We start from the raw sequence: 18,222 nt of genomic DNA, 5'->3' as shown, positions 1-18,222 counted from the left end.
CCGACGTAATACGATGATTTCTCGGTTACTTTGAACTAGAATGTTCAAAACATTCAGCAGCTCTGCGCATCTCCAATCCTATGGATATGAATCTTTACTCCCCTGCTGCTCCTTACCCATATCGCATATGACTGAATCAAGCGCAGCCGATAAATTAGTTTCGATATGGTCCGTACACCTTCCACTTACGCTTTACTTCATACAATCGAGCTCCAGTCACTTCTCTAACTCACCATGCTACGCTTTACTTCGTACAATCGACTCCCATCATTTCTCTAACTCACCTGCTACGCTGTACTTTGTACAACAGAATCCCACTTCTTCTTGAGCTCACCCTGCTACGCTGCAGTTAGTGCAACAGAATGCCCCAAAACCTCCTCACTCTTCGCCATGTAGGCTATTTCTGCTGCATTTCTGCAATGTAGCTAGGCAATTAGCATGTCATGTCAGCTTTCTGTTGTATTTTCTACAACGTACACCTGAAGCCCCAGCATGCAGCTACTCACCTACTCATCCTATCTACAACAGCCTCACTATCCTTCATCCCCCCACTCACTCATCCCAAACCTACAGCAGCCCCGTCATCCAACACGTACTTACCAACGTCCTAACCCTAATAAAAAAAGCAAGGCGCCCACCCTCCTCCGCAGACTTTACGTCCTCGAGAGAGCTTCGCCTTGCCTTTTACGCTTTTTCAACTAGCCGCCCGCTGCTTATCCAACCATCAAATCCGCTTTAATAGAGAACACAGCATCAATCCATTCCATTAGCGGTCCAGGGAATAGGCCTAGCGCAATCGTCGCCGCTGCGCAAATCCATATCACGATTCCCGTTCCGCCTGCAATGCGGATCTCGCTCTCGTCAGTCCCGCTCCGCATGAACATTTGGCGTACGAGCCCGAAGTAGAAGTAGTAGGAGATGACGCTGCTGAGAAACATAATGGCGACCAGCCAATACGCTTTGGCGCTAGCTGCTCCAAGCAGGATAAACAGCTTGCCAAAAAATCCGCCGGATACCGGCAAGCCTGCCAGCGACAATACGAAGATGACCATCGCAACAGCCGTCCAAGGCGACCGGTAGTACATACCTGCGAAGCCTTTAAGCTCTTCGTGCCCGGAAGCTCTGCTCACGACCGTAAGCACCGCGAATGCCCCTATCGTCATAAATAAGTAAGCGACTAGATAATAAACAAACTCCGAGAAATTGCTGCTGTGCACCACGGTGATCGAAATGCCAATCGGCACAAGCATATAGCCAGCATTAGCCACGCCTGACAAGGCGAGCAGCCGTTTTGCATTCTTCTGCTTTAGTGCCGTCGTCGTACCGACTAGCATCGCTGCCGCGGCCAGCACCAGCAGCGTAAAGAAAATATCTTTGAATACTTCGGCACCCTCGCCCGTCACTTGGATGAGGGCGGTGCTGTATATAATTCTAAATATAGCCGCAAGCGCTGCTCCCTTGGCGATAACCGCTAGGAAGGCAGACACCGGAGTAGGAGCTCCTTGATACACATCGGGTGCCCATGCGTGAAACGGCGCAACGGCAATTTTAATGCCGAAGCCGGCTATCATGAAGAAGAAGCCTACATAGGCAAGCGCCTTAAAGTCGTTCAAAGCACGCGGCAAAGCCTCCGCGATAGCGCCCAGATCAACCGAGCCCGTAATTCCGTATAGGTACGACATTCCGAACAGCACCATTGCGGAGGAAATGCCGCCCGTTACCACATACTTGAATGCAGCCTCTGCAGACAGCGACGATTTGCGTCTCAAACCGACTAGCACATAGCTCGTTAAACTTAGAAGCTCCAGCCCGATATACAGCGTCACCAAATTGCCCGAAGAAGCCATCATCATTGCGCCTATAAGGGCAGGGAGCAGCAGATAGAAATATTCCGACTTCTCCGTTATCGCTTCCTCTTCGCGCGCCGATCCGAGAGCAAGCAGCAAGATAAGCGCCGTCCCCGTCAAAAACACGATTTTCAACAAGCTGGAGAAATCATCGATTCTATAGCTGTTGCCGAGCAGCTGGATCGCTTCAGCAGATGCCCCTCCAACGTTCATGTCCAGCATCCTCAGCACAACGAGCAGCAGCGACACAAGTATGCCAACTAGCGACAACCAGCCAATCGCAAGTCTGCTCACACGCTTAGGCAATAGCAGATCCAGTACGATCAATATCAAAAAAGCGGCTGCAAGCGAAAATTCCGGGGCAAGGTAGAACGTATCCGTCCATGTCAGTGGTATGAATGAAACGCCTTCGTACATGGTCTAACCCCCCGCCCTTGTTGCAAGTAATGGTTTGAACAGCCCGTCGACGCTATGCTGTACCGTATCCGTCAGGATAGATGGATAGCAGCCAAGCAGCACGATAAACGCAAGCAGCACGATCATCGGAACCGCTTCGATAAGCCTCGCATCCTTAAGTGCGCCAAACTTTTCCGGCTGCGGGCCGAATGTAATCTTAAGCACGGCACGGAGTACGTAGACTGCGGTCAAAATAACGCCAAGCACGGCAGCCGCAGTAAGCCAGCGCAACGATTCAAACAGTCCAAGCAGCGATAAAAACTCGCCAATAAAGCCCGATAAACCCGGCAAGCCTAGCGAGGCAAGCCCCGCAGTCAGCAATACACCGCTTATAAACGGCATAGAGCGCGCCAATCCGCCTAGCTCAGTCAGCTCGGTCGTGCCCGTACGCTCATAAATGCTGCCAACGATTAAGAACAGCAGCGCGGATATAAGCCCATGCGAGACAAGCTGAAACACCGCCCCTTGCAAGCCGATTTCATTAAAGGCAGCAAGGCCGAGCAATACGATGCCCATATGGCTGATCGAGGAGTAAGCGAGCACGAGCTTGAGCTCCTGCTGCCTGAAGGCAAGCAGCGCCCCATACAAAATGTTGATTACGCCAAGCACGGCGAGCGGGATTGCAAAATCGCGAGCCTGCTCCGGAAAGAGCAGCAGCCCAAATCGCAGCAAGCCGTATGCGCCCATTTTCAGCAGAATGCCCGAATGGATCATGACGATCGAAGGCGGAGCTTCCGCATGCACCTTCAGCATCCACGTATGGAATGGAAAGATCGGCAGCTTAATGCCAAAGGCAACTAGCAGCATCGTAAACAAAACCCACTGCATCGTATCCGTCATTTGGAAAGGGTTGATCGTACCTAGCTGCTCCGGCGTCATATTCACCCATGCTGCGGGATCAGCCATGTTGCGGAAAATATCCGCATAGCTGCCGCTATAAATGAAATTCACCTGCTCGCCGATCTGATCAATACGGAAGCCTGCCGTGCTCACAAGCAGAACAAAAGCAAACAGCATGATTGCTGAGCCAATGCCGTTATAGATCAAAAACTGGTTGGCGGCGCGCTCGCGATTGAAGTAGCCCCATATTCCGATTAAAAAATACATCGCAATAAGCGTAACCTCGAAGAAAACAAAAAACAAAAACAGATCGCGGGCAAGAAACACGCCAAGCATGCCGGTCTCCAGAAGCAGGAACCATATAAAAAATGACTTCCATCGTTTTTTTACGTGGACGGCTGCCAGCGCGGCCATAGCCGTAACGAGCGTCGTCAGCAGCAGAAGAGGTAGCGACAGCCCATCTACGCCAAGCGCATATTGCAATTGGAACGTATACTCAGAAACGGTGGATGTCGTCTCCTTATTAAGCGGAATCATCGCCCAGCTATGCTGCTCATCGAATGCCGCTCCGCTCTGCTGCTTGTCGTAATCGACATACAGCCAAAAAGATAGAAGAAGCGGGACCAGCGTCGTTATGACAACAGCCGTCTTCATCCAGTTGCTTCGATGCTTCGGCAGCAATAAGAGGACGAGCACGCCAAGCAAAGGCGACAACAAAATAATCGACAATATGGGAAGGTCATTCAGGATGCTCATGGCAGGAACCTCCTTCCGACTATAGCAACCACGATGATGACGAACCCGATTACGGCAGCTAATCCATAGGTTTGCACCTGGCCGTTCTGCAGCCGTGCTGCAGCTCTTCCGCCTGAGCTTGCTGCCGCGCCTGCAAGCCGAACGATGCCGGCAATGACATAAGTGTCAAAGGCCAGCAATGCCGAGCCTAGCAGCTTCAGCGGCTTCACAATAATTAACGCATACAGTTCATCAACATAATAACTGCGTTCAAGCAGCCTATAGAGCCATGGCGCTCGCTCTTGAAAGGTCGCTCTGCCGACGCTTCTCTTCCCATATACAAGCCATCCGATATAAATGCCAAGCAAGCCAACGGCAATCGATGCGACAATAGCTACGCCGCTTTCATGCGTCTCTGCGCTTCCATCATAAATCCAGGACCCGAACCAGCCATTCCATGGCGTCTCGACAAAGCCGGATGCGATAGCCAGCAGAGCCAGCACGATCAGCGGCAGCGTCATAGAAATAGGAGCTTCATGCGCACTAGCGGATGCAGCACTCGGTTTGCCGGCAAACACAAGAAAGAATAAACGCGACATGTAGAGCGCCGTACAGAAGGCTGCAGCCAAGCCAACGATGAATAGCAGCGGATTAGTCTCCCAAGCAACCGACAAAATCAAGTCCTTGGACCAGAAGCCGGATAAAGGCGGTATTCCCGCAAGAGCTAAAGCGCCTATGCCGAACGTCCAAGCCGTCACTCGCATTTTCGAGCCTAGACCGCCCATTTCATTGATGTTTTGCGTATGTACCGCATGTATGATGCTGCCTGCCCCAAGGAACAGCAGCGCTTTGAAGAAAGCGTGCGTGAACAAATGAAAGATCCCGCCCGTTAAGGAGCCGAGACCAAGCGCCATCATCATATAGCCCAGCTGGCTGACTGTTGAATAGGCTAAAATTCGTTTGATATCCTTCTGAACCAGCGCGATCGTCGCTGCGAATAGAGCTGTAAAGCCGCCCACATAAGCGACCGTTTCCATCGCCGCAGCCGAATCCTGAAAGATGTCGTACGTTCGCGCGATGAGAAAGACGCCTGCTGCAACCATAGTAGCCGCATGGATGAGCGCACTGATCGGCGTTGGTCCTTCCATCGCATCCGGAAGCCAGACGTGGAGCGGAAACTGACCTGATTTGCCGACAGCGCCAAGGAATATCAACAAAGCAATAAGCGTCGTAATCCCGTTCGTAATGGCGCCGGATTGTCCGTCGAACACGCTTTGAATCGTGTTGAAATCAAGCGCATGATCAGGCATATACCAGAACAGCAGCAGAATTGCTAGCAGCAGACCCGCATCCCCGATCCGCGTCACAATAAATGCTTTCTTGGCAGCAGCACGCGCCTTCGGCAGCGTAAACCAAAAGCCAATCAGCAGGAATGAGCATACGCCTACGAGCTCCCAGAAAATATAAAGCGATAATAAATTATCGGACAATACAAGTCCTAGCATAGAAAATGTAAACAGGGCGACATAGCCATAAAACACAGTAATTCGTTCGTCACCCTTCATATAGCCGGCCGAGTATACATTGACGAGCAAGCTTACCAGCGTGACGACCACAAGCATTAGCGCAGTCAGATTCGTCACCTCAAACCCGATGCGGAGCGTATATTCTCCGATCACGATCCAATCGAAGGAATAGTTGTAATCGACCTCATTGGCGCCCAGCCGATCAATCATAATAAGTAAGGATAGGGCGAAAGCAGCTAACGAGCCGATTGTGCCGATTAACACGCCCGCTCGCCGATAGCTGCGGCCGAGCGCCGTCAAAACGAGGAATGCTGCCAGCGGGAACAGCGGAATTAACCATGCCGCCTGAGAGTACATATCCATTTGCCGCGCTACCTCCTCATTTTGTCAAATTCGTCGACATTAACCGTCCCGCGCAATCGGAACAACGCAATCAAAATAGCTACCCCTATCGCCGCTTCAGCCGCGGCGACCGTAATCGTAAACAATGAGAAGATTTGACCTGTCAGCGACGGAACGACGCCGTATTTCGAGAAGGCGACCAAATTCAAATTGACGGCGTTCAGCATAAGCTCGAGCGACAGCAGAACGACAACCGCGTTTCTTTTCACCAACGCGCCATATAGCCCGATACAGAACAGTATCGCCGCCATTGTTAAATAGGATGGAAGCATGTAATCAATCCGCCTCCTTTTTGGCAAGCACGATCGCTCCAATAAAAGCAACCGTAAGAAGCACCGAGAGCAGCTCAAACGGTATCACATACCCCGTATATAAGAGCTCTCCAATCGCCATCGTATTGTCTTCGGCCGCTTGGAAAGGCTGCGGCTCCGGGAACGTTGTCGTACGGATTGCATAAAACAATACGCCGAACAAGCTCAGCGCGCCGACCGCCGCAAGCGTCTCGTGCAGCGGCTTCACAGGCTCGCGCTCTCCAGCCTGATGCTTCGTCATCATAATGCCGAAAATCATCAAAATCGAAACAGCGCCAGCGTAGATCAGCACCTGGACGAACGCAACGAACTCCGCTTCAAGCAGCACAAACATGCCTGCCAAACCAATAAACACAGCCGCCATGGAAATAACCATATGAACGACTTTCTCTAAGCTGATCATCAGAACGGCCCCGCATATCATAATCGCCGAGAAGATAAAAAAGGCGACGAACTCGCCTGTAAATGCTATATTGAACAACTATTTGCTGCCCCCTTTGGCCGGCGCTCCGATATTGTTGTTATCCTGCCGGGTGAGCGTATTATTGTCCGTGAGCCACTGCGCATCCTTAAACAGATCATCACGGCTGAAGGTTGCCAGCTCAAAATGATTGGACATCACGATCGCTTCAGTCGGACAAACCTCGGTGCACAGATCGCATAATATGCATATTTCAAAGTTAATATCGAAGGTGTCAATCACTTTGCCTTTTTTCTCAGGATCGGGGTTAGGCTTGCCCGTCAGCGTTATGCAATCGGTCGGGCATATGCGCGCGCATTGATTGCAAACGATGCATAGATCCGGAATAAAGTGCTGTATCCCGCGGAACCGGTCCGGCATGACAAAGGGCACGTCGGGATAGGAAGTGGTCACTTTTGGAGCCGTCATCGATTTGAGCGTAACGCCTAGTCCCTGCAGCATTCCTTTCATTTCCATCTCCCCTTAGCTAGTTCTTAATAAATAGCTCCAAATAAACAGCCGTCAGAAATACGTTGAGCAGCGAGATCGGAAGCAGCACCTTCCAGCCGAGCCCCATAAGCTGATCCACGCGAATGCGCGGCAGCGTGGCGCGAATCCAAAATAAGAAAAACACGATAAACGCAAATTTGAGCAGAAACCAGATGATGCCTGGCACAAAATCAAGAAATGGCGCCGGCGCATGCCACCCGCCAAGAAACAGGACAGTCGTTAATGATGCAATCGCATATACGTACACATATTCCGAAAGCATAAAAAACGCGAAACGGAAGCCACTGTATTCGACATGATAGCCTGCAACAAGCTCCGATTCCGCCTCTGGCAGATCGAAGGGCGTGCGATTGAGCTCGGAGACCGCAGCAATAATGAATATGACGAAGCCGATAATTTGGGGCAGGAAATTCCAGTCCCAGAACCAGCCGCCATCCTGAGCGGCTACAATATCGCGTAAATTCAGACTGCCGCTGAGCAAAATAACGCCGACTACCGAAATAACAAGCGGTACTTCATAGCTTATCATCTGCGCAGCCGAGCGCATACCCCCAAGGAGGGCGTACTTATTATTGGAAGCCCATCCGCCAAGTACGATAGCGAGCGTCGAGATACCCGACAACGCTACATAATAGAGAAGGCCGACATTCAAATCTGCGAAATATAGATTTTGCGTATAAGGGAGTACGGCTAGTACCGAGAAAGCCGGAATGTACGCCAGTGCAGGCGCGATAATGAACAATACCCTGTCTGCCTTGCGCGGAATCGTATCTTCCTTAATAAGCAACTTGAAAATATCTGCCACTGTCTGCAGCAGCCCAAATGGGCCGACTCGATTGGGTCCGATGCGAAGCTGCATCCAGCCGATTACCTTGCGCTCGAAATAAATGGCATACGTTACGAAGCCAAGCACGATGAACAGGAATACGACCGCCCAAAGAAACAGTACAAGCGCATTTCCCCACGTAAGTGATTGGTTAAGCCAAGACTGCATCAGCAATCGACCTCCCCGACAACAATATCGATGCCGCCCAGTATCGTAATGAGATTCGTCATCGTTTCTCCTACGAGCAGCTTCGGCAGTATTTGCAAATTGACGAATGAAGGCCGCCGAAACTTGAGCCGGTACGGCTCGGCTTTGCCTTTGGATACGATGTGGCAGCCGATCTCGCCGCGCGGCGATTCAATTCGCACGTAGACCTCACCAGCGGGCGGCCGAATAGCACGCGGCACCTTGCCCATCGTCACTCCATCACTTGGAAACTGCTCCAGCGCCTGCTTCAGAATGCGCAGGCTTTGGCGGATTTCCTCCAGCCGAATCCGATAGCGGTCATAGCAATCGCCGGTAGTGCCTACCGGCACGTCAAATTCAAACTGGCTATATAAGCTATAGGGCTCTGCTTTGCGAATATCGAAGTCTACTCCCGTACAACGCAAATTAGCTCCCGTTAAGCCGTAATCAATTGCTGTAGCAGCATCGTATTGTCCGACCCCTTTAATGCGGGCAAGAAAAATTTCATTGCCGCTGACCAGCTTATCGTATTCCTGCAGCTTATTCTCCATATACGGAATAAAGTCGCGCACTTTATCCATCCAGCCTGGAGGGGCATCCCACTTCACGCCGCCGACCCTCATATAATTATAGGTTAATCTTGCGCCGCATAGCTCGTTGAACAGGTCGATAATGATTTCCCTGTCGCGGAAGGCGTATAGAAAAGGACTCATGGCGCCAATATCAAGCAGGTAGGTTCCCCACCAGACAAGGTGGCTTGCTACGCGCTGCAGCTCCATCACGATCAGCCTAAGATATTCCGCCCGCTGCGGAACCTCAAGCCCCATCATCGTCTCGACAGCATGCACAAGCACATAATTGTTCGTCATCGCCGATACGTAATCCATGCGATCCGTATAAGGAATAATTTGCGTAAAATTCAAATTCTCCGCGATCTTCTCGGTGCCTCGATGCAAGTAGCCCATAACAGGCGTCGCCTCGGTAATGACTTCTCCGTCAAGTTTAACGATAATTCGGAATACGCCATGTGTGCTTGGGTGCTGTGGACCAACATTCAAGAGCAGTTCTTCTGTACGGATCAAGGGCTGCCTACACCTCCGAGTCTAACGGTTCATAATCTTTGCGCAGCGGATGCCCCACCCAATCATCGGGCATCATGATGCGCCGCAAATCGGGATGCCCGGGAAAATCGACGCCAAGCAGATCATAGATTTCGCGTTCGTTCCAATTCGCTGTCGCCCATACCGGTGTCGCGGAATATACGGCTGCTGCTTCGCGGTCTGCCTTAATCTTAATGGCGACCTCTCTCTTCCTGCCAAGCGAGACCATATGATAAACGACTTCCATATGCGTTTCATAATCGACGCCGGACACATTGCGCAAATAATTAAACTGCAGCTGTTCATGCTCCTTTAGCAGCCGTGCAGCCTCGCGCCAATATGAATTGCTTACGATAATCATCGGCATATCGCCATTTAACTCATTCACATAAGCATCCTCGACCGCCGCCTCTGCGATCCCTTGCTTCAATAGCGCAACGATTGCATCCAGCTCCGGCTGCCGCTGAGACGGCGGCTTGGGCGCTTCCGGTGCAGCTTCGGCTGCCTCCGCATCCGCCTTCTCCTTCGCCGCTGCCCTAGCGGCTCGCGCTTCAGCCGCTGCTTTCAGCTTTGCCTCACGCTCTGCGTCAACGGGCGGCGAATCAACCTGCGATTTCTCCTCGTTGTTGTTTGGCTCCTCGCTCATCGACCGGTCACCCGCTTCCCGGTTTTCGCCTCGTAGCGGATCTTCTCCTGCAGCTTATTAATACCATAGATAAGCGCAGCCGGGTTAGGCGGACAGCCAGGGATATACACATCAACAGGCACGATTTGATCGACGCCTTTGATCACCGAGTATGATTTAATATAGGGCCCGCCTGCTGTAGCGCATGAGCCCATCGCGATAACCCACTTCGGCTCCGGCATCTGATCGTACAGCCTCCTAAGGAGCGGTCCCATCTTCTTGGTGACCGTGCCGGCCACGATCATAACGTCCGATTGGCGCGGAGAGGTACGGAACATGACGCCAAAGCGATCCAAATCATAATGGGAAGCGCCCGTACCCATCATTTCGATGGCACAGCACGCCAGCCCGAACGTCAGCGGCCATAATGAATTGCTCCTGGCCCATGCCTTCAATTGCTCTAAGGTGCCCATAAATACGTTGCGTTCAAGCTCTTTGCGTTCCTCTATCGAAATTGACTCTAAACTGAATTCCATTTCAGCACCTTCTTTTTCCAGGCATATAGAAGACCAATAAACAGCATTCCCGCAAAAATCAACATTTCGACTAGCACAAATAAGCCGAGCTTATTGTATGCAACGGCCCACGGATATAAGAAAACGGTTTCCACATCAAAGATGACAAACATTAGCGCAAACAAATAGTAGCGAATGTTAAAACGAACCTGTCCCTCACCTACCGGCTCATTGCCGCTTTCATAGGTGGTTTGCTTCAGCTCTGTCGGCTTATTCGGTCTAAGCAGTCTTCCAACTGTCAATGCAACGACTGGAAGCAAAATGCCGAGCACGATAAATATAGCCACGACGACATAGTTATTGGCGTAGTTTTCCACACGATCGCCTCCGTCAATTAAATAGATACGGACCGCCTGCGCTTGGTCAATTTTCCTCACAATTATAACAAATGCTTCCACAGCCGTCTATGACGGAGTTAAGCCTGAGCAGGCTCCTTGTCCAATGATTCTCCTGCTTCGCCCGTCTTGTTTGGATTGGCTGACCTATCTCCTCCCTTCGGCATCACCTCGGGAAAGCTGCCATCGCTGTTATCCCGTTTTCCTCGAATAATTGCAATGACAAGCAGAAGCACCGGCAGAACGAAGCCTTGAAATAAACTGTATAGGGTCCATATCCCCATTGCAAACTCTCTAGCATGAGCAACGTTGCGATAAACCGTTAAGGAGAGAGGAACAATAATAACGGCATAGGGCAGAATCAATGTCCGGTAGGTAGACAATTTCAGCATTTGGGCGGTAATAACGGTCAGTACATATACGCAAAGCGCCAGCTTCATAAAGACAGTTCCGATCCACACCATCACCACCAAAATTTCGACACGCACCAATATTTCTTCGATATTGATGTTTTTCGCCATATCGTAAACGGCAAACGGACTTCGACTTGCCTCATCCACCCCCATTACGCCTACTAAAAATACCGTTACGGCAACGCTTATGAACGTAATCAGAACGGCCGACAGCTTTAATGATTTTCTCAGCTTTTTACGATCCTTCTCACGTACAAGCGGAAATATCATCGTCATAAAGACAAATTCCCCAATCGGAGATCCCAAAATCGGATAAACACCCTTGAGCGGTCTCTCCCATCCCTCATATAAGAAGGGCTCGAAGTTATGGAAATCAAATTGATTAAATAATGAGAAAGTAACGATAATGATGACGAACATTCCCCAGCCAAACAATATTTCTCCCGTTCGCGCTATCGTCTCTATCCCTAAGTAAACACCGTAGATGACTACAATCATAAACGTGCTGTCAATAAACCACTCCGGTGTAATAGGCAGCACGGAGAGGTTCATGAAATCAGAAATATTGCGAAGAACAAGCGCGCTAAGCAGAAGGAAGAAGAAAATATAAAGCATTGTTACGAGCTTTCCTCCCCAGACCCCCAGCACCCGTTCCGCGTATTGAGCCAGAGATAAGTTTGGAAAACGATCGGCTAGCGCTAAAAGCGCGATCAATATGAAGTAATTGAAAGGGCCCGCCAGCAGCATTGATATCCATCCGTCCTGCTTGGCAATGGCTGTTACAGAGGTTGGCAAAATAAGCGCAGCGCTCCCAAGCGCGAATAAGTACAACATTTTCGCGCATTGGCCGGAAGTGATTTCCGCATTGTTCATGCCAGCGAATTTACTCATTTCGGTTTCATATCCTCCTCAACCCACTGTGTAAACGGCTTAGACATAGGCGAAAAAATGATCGTAATCAAATCTGTTGGATTTGGAATCGGGATGCGGAGCAGCTGAGCTATTATGAGCAGGGTGCCTATCGATAAAATAAACAAGGCCCAGCCTCCCTCTCGGGGACGTCGCTTATCATTGTTTCGTTTCCAAATTACTGCTCCTGCCCCCACCGCAAAAAAGACAACTACAATAGAAACCATCATCCTAATCACTCACTTCACGATAGATTCGCCTCGAACACCCGACCCGTTAATTTTGGTGCTGCAAATCACTTCACTTTTCACATTCGGAAATACCGTCTCCCAGTCTCCCTCTATTCGCTTCCAAATGCTCGGCTTTTGTAAATAAATCTCCTTGCCCCAGCCAATGGCATCGATCTTCAGCTTTTTTTGCAGCTTTCGGATCGTGGCCTCCATCTCATCCTTCACAGCTTCACTCGCCATCGTACCGATCTGATTTAGCACCTGCTCCTCACCTATCCTTGCATCCTTGCACATAATTTCTTGTACGCTTCCTGACATCTTAATATTTACTTGAATAACCGGCTTGCCGCTCTCATCAAGCTTGACCCTGTGATTCACCGTAACTCCTTGCACCTCTACAATTAAGTTGCCCTTCGAATTCGGGCATGCCAGCTTAATGACCGTGCCTTGCACTTTATTTTGCAGCCATGATAATCCTCTCGATTCCTTAGGCTTCAAAAAATCGACAAGCTTTCCTTCGCGAAAAACAGCCATCGTTGACAGCTCAGGAATGGCTTTAGCCGGTATATTGTTCACATTTTCATTAGAGTGCCCGAGTGCCTTATTTCCAACGATTCTCATGGATGGAAGGACAGCCTGCTGCTTTCCTTCCCCATGCAGCCTTGTTATATCATTGACTTGAACAACATAATTCATCGCATATGATGACTGATTGGTCTCTACCATTGCGTGAATCTGGTTGATTGGAATCGACTCCATTTGAGTCGTGAGCTGCAGCAGATCCTCCGCTTTCACACCCCGTGCGAGCAGCACGGAAATATCTGTCCGAATGTCCGGGTTGCGCTCGATTAAATCCACCAAAGGATAAATCCCTTTCCGCGCCATTTTCTCTCCGATGATCATCATTTGCGTATGGGAGAAAAAAAGTCTCCTCGACGTCTTGGCCGACATTTTGCGAATCGCTTCAAAGATCGTGTCGCCCGTCTCCGTGAAAGTGGTCACAGCAGTTCCCCCTATTCCGCCTTTGCTTTCGGCGGCTACGTTTTGCGGAAGTACAACTTGAACCGTCAACTGAAGCTTTTGTTTGCCTTTCGGATCTTCATCCACGCCTAACGCCAGCACAACCCCGAGCTTGTCTAAGTAACGCAGATCCCAACAGCCGCTGAGCAAAATCAGCATGCAGGCCGTCCACAACAGAACCGATTTGCGGCATATGCGAATGGCCAAATGCAGTCGCTTGTCGCGCTTCCCCCCGTTCATTGCTCAGGCTCCTTCCGATGCTCAGGTTCTATCTCTTGCCTCACGACATTATCAACAGCCATCTGTTGCGGGCGATTGCGCATTTTCCAAAGCGGTGCTCGAACGAGCGTATCTTTCATATCTCCTAAGAACATCGGAGCAAATGGTTTGATATAAGGCATGCCGAATGACCTAAGATTGCTTACGTGAAGGATCAGCAGAAGCACAACTAATCCAATGCCATAAAAGCCCAGCGTCGAGGCGGCAAGCAACAGAAAAAATCGCAGCAGCCTTGCCGAGATTCCAAGACTGTAGGATGGCGATACAAAGCTTGCAATAGCTGTAAAGGACACGACAATTACGACTGCCGGAGATACGATTCCAGCCTCGACCACCGATTGGCCGATAACGAGACCGCCTACGATGGAGATCGTGTTCCCTGCGGCGCTCGGCATTCGCACGACGGCTTCCCGCAAAATTTCAAATACCAATTCCATAATAAAAGCTTCCAAATAAGCCGGGAAAGGTACGCCCTCCCGCTGTGCCGCCAGCTTCAGCAGCAGTTGCGTCGGAATCATTTCCTGATGATAGCCGACGATAGCCACATAAATCGATGGCATGAGAAGCGCGATCAGGAAAGAAATGAAACGAAGCATCCGCAGAAAGGTCGCAATATCATATCGCTGGTAATAATCCTCAGAGGCCTGAAAAAACATGTTAAGTATGGCAGGCACAACTAACACAAAAGGAGTTCCATCAACCATGATGGCTATTCGCCCTTCAAGCAGGTTGCCAGCAACCGCGTCCGGCCGCTCAACGCTCAAGGCGGTTGGAAACGGCGTCCACATCTGATCGGCAATCAGCTCTTCGATATAGCCTGATTCTAATATGCCGTCTATACGGATCGACTCTAGCCGCTCTCTTAGATCCTTAAGTACATTTTCATCCGCCAACCCTTTGACGTACATAATGCATACAGGCGTTTGCGAAATTTCACCAATCGTCCACTGCTCCATCCATAGCTTGGGGCTTCGTATCTTCCTGCGAATCATAGAGGTGTTGATTCGAATGGACTCCGTAAAACCTTCCCTCGGGCCACGAATAGCCATTTCGGTTTTTGGCTCTTCTACGCCGCGTCTTGCCCCGCCGACTACATTAGTACCTATCGCAAAGCTGGCTCCTTCTATGATTATGATGCAATAGCCCAAAAACAGCTTTTGAAACAACAGCTTCCAGTCGCAGATATCGTTAATAATGCCCGTTGCCAACTGATTGCTCTTCATGTATTCGAGTACATCATCGGGCTGTATGATCTCTTCATGAGGAAATCTATGTTTATGCAGAGGCTGTATAACAAACTCGTTCATCCGCTCATCATCAATCATTCCCTGCACATAAACAATGAGCGCTTTCGTTTGTCCGATTTCGTTCAGCAGCAGCTCTCGAAAAATAATATCCTGGCTCTCTCCCAGCTCGCGCTTGATTGCCTCCATATTTCGCTCCAGCGAAGTGAAAAGGGGCTTGTCCGAAAACAGGTCAAGCTGCTCCTGCTCATGCTTCTCAGCCCGAGCTAGTTTCTTGTTGGCTTTCTTGCCAGCTTTGCCTCTGCCGCTCATAGAAGTTCCGAACATTTGCCCCTCTCCTCCCTCGTATAAGCATAAGATTCTGTCTTAGGATAACTATTCCATGGCATAATTATGTACTCAAGCGTAAAAGGCTGTAGATGCCCGTCATTAAGCACATGCTGGTTGGACATATCATTTTGGTGAAATCATAAAAAATCATTTCCAGATGGGCCAGATGACTTTAACAAAATAAAAAAAGCACCGTCACGCCTCAACGGCGCAAACGGTGCTTCTCGGGTATAGCTTATTTTTGCTTGATGTTCAGACGATTCATTGCACGCTGCAAAGCAAGCTCTGCGCGGCGGAAATCGACCTGATCCTGCTTAGCGGCAAGACGCTGCTGGGCACGCTGTTTAGCGGCTTCAGCACGTTCAATGTTAATATCGATTGCAAGCTCAGCGCTCTCGGCAAGAATAACGATCTTATCCTTGCGTACCTCGATAAAGCCTCCATTAACCGCTATAACATCAACTGAATTGCCACGTTTGATGGTGACAGGCGCGATACGAAGCGGCGTTACGAGCGGAATGTGGTTTGGCAATATGCCAAGCTCACCTTCAACGCCTGATACGCTAACCATATTCGCAGTTTCTGCATACACCTTGCGTTCAGGTGTTACGATCTCTACCAAAAACGAACTCATGTGGATTCCTCCCGCCTTTCGCTATTAAAGCGTTTTGGCTTTCTCCACGGCTTCTTCAATCACACCAACGTATCGGAAAGATTCTTCCGGAAGGTCGTCATGTTTGCCCTCGAGAATTTCTTTAAAGCTGCGAACGGATTCTTTAACAGGTACGTATTTACCTTTGATACCTGTGAACGGCTCAGCAACGTGGAACGGTTGAGATAGGAAGAGTTGAATTTTACGTGCGCGAGACACAGTCAATTTATCTTCTTCGCTAAGCTCGTCCATACCAAGGATTGCGATAATATCTTGAAGCTCTTTGTAGCGCTGAAGAATCTTCTTAACGCCTTGAGCCACGTTGTAGTGCTCTTCACCCAAAACAGATGGGCTAAGGATACGAGAAGACGAAGCGAGTGGATCAACCGCTGGGAAGATACCCATTTCGGAGATTTTACGCTCAAGGTTCGTCGTTGCATCCAAGTGGGCAAATGTCGTTGCAGGAGCCGGATCCGTATAGTCATCGGCAGGTACGTAGATCGCTTGGATCGAAGTAACCGAACCTTTTTTCGTAGACGTGATACGCTCTTGCAATTGACCCATTTCAGTTGCCAGCGTTGGCTGGTAACCTACCGCGGAAGGCATACGGCCTAGAAGGGCCGAAACCTCGGAGCCTGCTTGCGTGAAACGGAAGATGTTATCGACGAACAATAGAACGTCTTTGCCTTCTTCGTCACGGAAATATTCAGCCATTGTCAGACCAGTCAAAGCAACGCGTTGACGTGCGCCTGGCGGCTCGTTCATTTGTCCGAATACCATCGCTGTTTTGCTAAGTACGCCGGAGTCTTTCATCTCGTGGTAAAGGTCATTACCTTCACGAGTACGCTCACCAACACCCGCGAATACGGAAATACCGCCGTGCTCTTGTGCGATGTTGTTGATAAGCTCTTGGATCGTAACCGTTTTACCTACGCCCGCGCCGCCGAAGAGGCCGATTTTACCGCCTTTTGCGTAGGGTGCGAGAAGGTCGATTACTTTAATGCCTGTTTCAAGAATTTCCGCTTGCGTGGATAATTGGTCGAAAGCAGGTGCTTCACGGTGAATCGGAAGGTTGATTGGCGATGTAACAACGCCAGCTTCGTCAATTGGCTCACCAAGTACGTTGAATACACGGCCAAGTGTTGGAGCGCCAACCGGAATAGTAATTGGTGCGCCTGTATCAACAGCAATCATACCGCGTACAAGACCGTCTGTTGTACTCATAGCTACGGCACGTACCTTATTGTCACCGAGGTGAACAGCTACTTCAAGCGTCAAGTTAATGTCAATGCCGCCTGCTTCGCCCTTTTGCTCGATTTTGACAGCGTTCAAAATTTCCGGCAAATTGCCGCGTTCGAACTCTAAGTCTACGACCGGACCCATGACGGATACTACGTGTCCTTTTTTCATGGTTTTCCCTCCTGGTTCCTTCTTGTTACCGCAAGCCGGTTCGCTTATCACAAGCGACCAGCTCTTGCAGTATATCGATTACGATTGAGCATTTGCCCCTGCAACGATCTCGGAAATCTCCTGCGTAATCGCTGCTTGACGCGCTCTGTTGTAAGTGAGCGTCAATTGGTTGATGATCTTCGTTGCATTTTTCGTTGCGCTTCCCATGGCGGTCATACGAGCGCCGAACTCACTTGCTTTACCGTCAAGAACTGCGCTGTAGATAAGCGTTTCTGCGTATTTAGGCAGCAGTACTTCAAGTACGCCCTCTGGAGACGGCTCGTATTCATACGAGGTGACAGCTGTGTTTCCGCCCACTTCTTCAAGCGGCAGCAAACGTACATCTGTCGGTATTTGCGTAATCGCGTTAACGAATTCGTTATAGTACAAGTATAGCTCGTCATAAGCGCCTTCCGAGAAGTTCTTAACTGCGGAATAAGCGACCGATTTGATGTCAGCGAAAGAAGGAGCATCTGGCAAGCCAGTTACTTCCTCAACGATTGGCATGCTGCGGCGGCGGAAATAATCGCGACCCTTACGTCCGATAACGAATAACACGTATTCATCAGTCGACTTATGCTTTTCACGAATGGTTTGCGTTACTTTACGAAGAATATTCGCGTTGTAGCCGCCAGCGAGGCCGCGGTCGGAAGTAATAACGAGATAACCCGTTTTCTTCACCGGACGCGTCTCCAGCATCGGATGCTTCACATCCTTGGTGCCGGCTGCGATGCTTGCTACAACTTCCTTCAGCTTCTCAGCATATGGACGTGCTGCTTGCGCAGCTTCCTGTGCCTTTCTTAGGCGGGAAGCGGCAACCATCTCCATCGCTTTCGTAATCTGCTTCGTATTTTGTTTACTTTTGATTTCGCGTTTAATATCGCGCATACCTTTTGCCATTTGGTTTCACCCGCCTTTGTTGCTTTGGAGCTGCTCCAAAGCCTGGTGTTGGTGGAGTAAGC

At 49.9% G+C, this 18,222-nt stretch carries 18 protein-coding genes; all 18 read right to left on the bottom strand.

Going from position 1 to position 18,222, the window contains the following annotated elements:
• Positions 1-713: 713 nt before the first annotated feature.
• Positions 714-2,264 (bottom strand): NADH-quinone oxidoreductase subunit N, encoded by a 1,551-nt coding sequence (locus tag AC1TPC_RS18025; protein ID WP_482068186.1) that lies wholly within the window; start codon positions 2,262-2,264, stop codon positions 714-716.
• Between the two features lie 3 nt (positions 2,265-2,267).
• Positions 2,268-3,899, bottom strand: a complete 1,632-nt coding sequence (locus AC1TPC_RS18020) for a complex I subunit 4 family protein (protein WP_482068185.1) — start codon at positions 3,897-3,899, stop codon at positions 2,268-2,270.
• Positions 3,896-5,767: an NADH-quinone oxidoreductase subunit L gene (gene nuoL / locus AC1TPC_RS18015; protein WP_482068184.1), complete on the bottom strand. Its 1,872-nt coding sequence runs from the start codon at positions 5,765-5,767 to the stop codon at positions 3,896-3,898. Before nuoL ends, AC1TPC_RS18020 begins: the two co-directional genes overlap by 4 nt.
• Positions 5,768-5,775: 8 nt before the next feature.
• Positions 5,776-6,078, bottom strand: a complete 303-nt coding sequence (gene nuoK, locus AC1TPC_RS18010) for an NADH-quinone oxidoreductase subunit NuoK (protein ID WP_053373773.1) — start codon at positions 6,076-6,078, stop codon at positions 5,776-5,778.
• Positions 6,079-6,082: 4 nt separating this feature from the next.
• Positions 6,083-6,598: an NADH-quinone oxidoreductase subunit J gene (locus AC1TPC_RS18005; protein WP_482068183.1), complete on the bottom strand. Its 516-nt coding sequence runs from the start codon at positions 6,596-6,598 to the stop codon at positions 6,083-6,085.
• Complete coding sequence (gene nuoI / locus AC1TPC_RS18000; protein ID WP_169084516.1) at positions 6,599-7,048, bottom strand: NADH-quinone oxidoreductase subunit NuoI; 450 nt, start codon at positions 7,046-7,048, stop codon at positions 6,599-6,601.
• Between the two features lie 16 nt (positions 7,049-7,064).
• The gene (nuoH, locus tag AC1TPC_RS17995; RefSeq protein ID WP_482068182.1) at positions 7,065-8,081 is read right to left on the bottom strand and encodes an NADH-quinone oxidoreductase subunit NuoH; all 1,017 of its coding nucleotides are present in this window, start codon (positions 8,079-8,081) and stop codon (positions 7,065-7,067) included.
• Entirely contained in the window at positions 8,081-9,181 is a 1,101-nt protein-coding gene (locus AC1TPC_RS17990; protein WP_482068181.1) for an NADH-quinone oxidoreductase subunit D, read from the bottom strand. The genes nuoH and AC1TPC_RS17990 overlap by 1 nt, the downstream gene beginning before the upstream one ends.
• A 7-nt stretch (positions 9,182-9,188) precedes the next feature.
• Complete coding sequence (locus AC1TPC_RS17985; protein ID WP_482068180.1) at positions 9,189-9,845, bottom strand: NADH-quinone oxidoreductase subunit C; 657 nt, start codon at positions 9,843-9,845, stop codon at positions 9,189-9,191.
• A complete protein-coding gene (locus AC1TPC_RS17980) occupies positions 9,842-10,360 on the bottom strand; it encodes a NuoB/complex I 20 kDa subunit family protein (protein WP_169084508.1) in 519 nt (172 codons plus the stop codon). Before AC1TPC_RS17980 ends, AC1TPC_RS17985 begins: the two co-directional genes overlap by 4 nt.
• A complete protein-coding gene (locus AC1TPC_RS17975; RefSeq protein ID WP_053377574.1) occupies positions 10,345-10,716 on the bottom strand; it encodes an NADH-quinone oxidoreductase subunit A in 372 nt (123 codons plus the stop codon). Before AC1TPC_RS17975 ends, AC1TPC_RS17980 begins: the two co-directional genes overlap by 16 nt.
• Positions 10,717-10,814: 98 nt before the next feature.
• Complete coding sequence (locus AC1TPC_RS17970) at positions 10,815-12,038, bottom strand: GerAB/ArcD/ProY family transporter (protein WP_482068179.1); 1,224 nt, start codon at positions 12,036-12,038, stop codon at positions 10,815-10,817.
• Positions 12,035-12,184: a hypothetical protein gene (locus tag AC1TPC_RS17965; RefSeq protein ID WP_482068178.1), complete on the bottom strand. Its 150-nt coding sequence runs from the start codon at positions 12,182-12,184 to the stop codon at positions 12,035-12,037. The genes AC1TPC_RS17970 and AC1TPC_RS17965 overlap by 4 nt, the downstream gene beginning before the upstream one ends.
• A 111-nt stretch (positions 12,185-12,295) precedes the next feature.
• The gene (locus AC1TPC_RS17960; protein WP_482068177.1) at positions 12,296-13,546 is read right to left on the bottom strand and encodes a Ger(x)C family spore germination protein; all 1,251 of its coding nucleotides are present in this window, start codon (positions 13,544-13,546) and stop codon (positions 12,296-12,298) included.
• Positions 13,543-15,156, bottom strand: coding sequence for a spore germination protein (locus AC1TPC_RS17955; RefSeq protein ID WP_482068176.1), 1,614 nt, complete (start codon positions 15,154-15,156; stop codon positions 13,543-13,545). Before AC1TPC_RS17955 ends, AC1TPC_RS17960 begins: the two co-directional genes overlap by 4 nt.
• Positions 15,157-15,394: 238 nt before the next feature.
• Entirely contained in the window at positions 15,395-15,793 is a 399-nt protein-coding gene (locus tag AC1TPC_RS17950; RefSeq protein ID WP_482068175.1) for a F0F1 ATP synthase subunit epsilon, read from the bottom strand.
• 24 nt (positions 15,794-15,817) lie between these two features.
• Positions 15,818-17,221, bottom strand: coding sequence for a F0F1 ATP synthase subunit beta (atpD, locus tag AC1TPC_RS17945; protein ID WP_065386960.1), 1,404 nt, complete (start codon positions 17,219-17,221; stop codon positions 15,818-15,820).
• Between the two features lie 78 nt (positions 17,222-17,299).
• Entirely contained in the window at positions 17,300-18,160 is an 861-nt protein-coding gene (atpG, locus tag AC1TPC_RS17940; protein ID WP_482068174.1) for an ATP synthase F1 subunit gamma, read from the bottom strand.
• Between the last annotated feature and the right edge of the window lie 62 nt (positions 18,161-18,222).

Source organism: Paenibacillus sp. Y280 (assembly GCF_056786335.1).
The sequence above is the reverse complement of the archived record's forward strand: the minus strand, read 5'-3'. Positions and strand labels throughout refer to the sequence as shown.

What these genes read in the sequence shown, in the direction of transcription:
- AC1TPC_RS18025 (WP_482068186.1), bottom strand. Translation starts at nt 2,264, where the DNA reads ATGTACGAAGGCGTTTCATTCATACCACTGACATGGACGGATACGTTC.
- AC1TPC_RS18020 (WP_482068185.1), bottom strand. Translation starts at nt 3,899, where the DNA reads ATGAGCATCCTGAATGACCTTCCCATATTGTCGATTATTTTGTTGTCG.
- nuoL (WP_482068184.1), bottom strand. Translation starts at nt 5,767, where the DNA reads ATGGATATGTACTCTCAGGCGGCATGGTTAATTCCGCTGTTCCCGCTG.
- nuoK (WP_053373773.1), bottom strand. Translation starts at nt 6,078, where the DNA reads ATGCTTCCATCCTATTTAACAATGGCGGCGATACTGTTCTGTATCGGG.
- nuoI (WP_169084516.1), bottom strand. Translation starts at nt 7,048, where the DNA reads ATGAAAGGAATGCTGCAGGGACTAGGCGTTACGCTCAAATCGATGACG.
- nuoH (WP_482068182.1), bottom strand. Translation starts at nt 8,081, where the DNA reads ATGCAGTCTTGGCTTAACCAATCACTTACGTGGGGAAATGCGCTTGTA.
- AC1TPC_RS17985 (WP_482068180.1), bottom strand. Translation starts at nt 9,845, where the DNA reads ATGAGCGAGGAGCCAAACAACAACGAGGAGAAATCGCAGGTTGATTCG.
- AC1TPC_RS17980 (WP_169084508.1), bottom strand. Translation starts at nt 10,360, where the DNA reads ATGGAATTCAGTTTAGAGTCAATTTCGATAGAGGAACGCAAAGAGCTT.
- AC1TPC_RS17970 (WP_482068179.1), bottom strand. Translation starts at nt 12,038, where the DNA reads ATGAGTAAATTCGCTGGCATGAACAATGCGGAAATCACTTCCGGCCAA.
- AC1TPC_RS17960 (WP_482068177.1), bottom strand. Translation starts at nt 13,546, where the DNA reads ATGAACGGGGGGAAGCGCGACAAGCGACTGCATTTGGCCATTCGCATA.
- AC1TPC_RS17955 (WP_482068176.1), bottom strand. Translation starts at nt 15,156, where the DNA reads ATGTTCGGAACTTCTATGAGCGGCAGAGGCAAAGCTGGCAAGAAAGCC.
- AC1TPC_RS17950 (WP_482068175.1), bottom strand. Translation starts at nt 15,793, where the DNA reads ATGAGTTCGTTTTTGGTAGAGATCGTAACACCTGAACGCAAGGTGTAT.
- atpD (WP_065386960.1), bottom strand. Translation starts at nt 17,221, where the DNA reads ATGAAAAAAGGACACGTAGTATCCGTCATGGGTCCGGTCGTAGACTTA.
- atpG (WP_482068174.1), bottom strand. Translation starts at nt 18,160, where the DNA reads ATGGCAAAAGGTATGCGCGATATTAAACGCGAAATCAAAAGTAAACAA.